At 45.7% G+C, this 645-nt stretch carries 1 protein-coding gene; it reads right to left on the bottom strand.

Features of this window, described 5'->3' with window-relative positions:
* A partial coding sequence (locus tag A0739_RS09535) for an SIALI-17 repeat-containing surface protein (protein ID WP_155718979.1) occupies positions 1–645 on the bottom strand: 645 nt, incomplete at both ends.

The raw sequence follows: 645 nt of genomic DNA, 5'->3' as shown, positions 1-645 counted from the left end.
GCCTGTGTACTCTGGAAGTTCATGTACTAGGGCTTCAACTGCATTGACACCACCTGTGAATTCAGGAACCTCAAGAACGGGTGCTGGCTCTTCGCCCTTGCTTGACTGAACCGGTTCTTCTGTTAATTCTTGATAGAAGCTTGCCAATTCATAAAACTCAGCCTTGCCACCCTCCCAGACTAATTTGACGTCTAGAAGAGAGCCACCATTTCGGATAGCGAAGGTTTGGAGACTAGATGTAATGGCACCGAGGTCTGTCCAACTGTCTTGACCATCCTTAAGTGTTCTAGCAAGAACACGTGCTTGCGCTCCTTCAGGAAGACTGGAAACGAGACGAAGGTGGTTGGCATTGGTTGGCTCAGATAAGTGATACACCAATTCGCCCTTGTCTTTTTCAGACTTGTAGCTGGTCAAGACTTTTCCGTCTACAAGATTATTATAAAGGTTGCCCTGGCTTTCTCCACTACTTCCTTCTACTGTTGGATCATTGATTGGTTTGACAAATTCACCATCGTTGATGACCAATTCTGTAAAGCCTACAAAACGGGCATCATAGTCTGCTGTATAGAGGACACGGAGATAGTTAGCTTTAACTGGTGTCGTCAATTCACCCTCGATGTAGCGATTTCCTGGCATCTTAGAATC

Origin of the sequence: Streptococcus oralis, assembly GCF_001588645.1 — a bacterium.
Taxonomy (GTDB): Bacteria; Bacillota; Bacilli; order Lactobacillales; family Streptococcaceae; genus Streptococcus; species Streptococcus oralis_AB.
The sequence above is the reverse complement of the archived record's forward strand: the minus strand, read 5'-3'. Positions and strand labels throughout refer to the sequence as shown.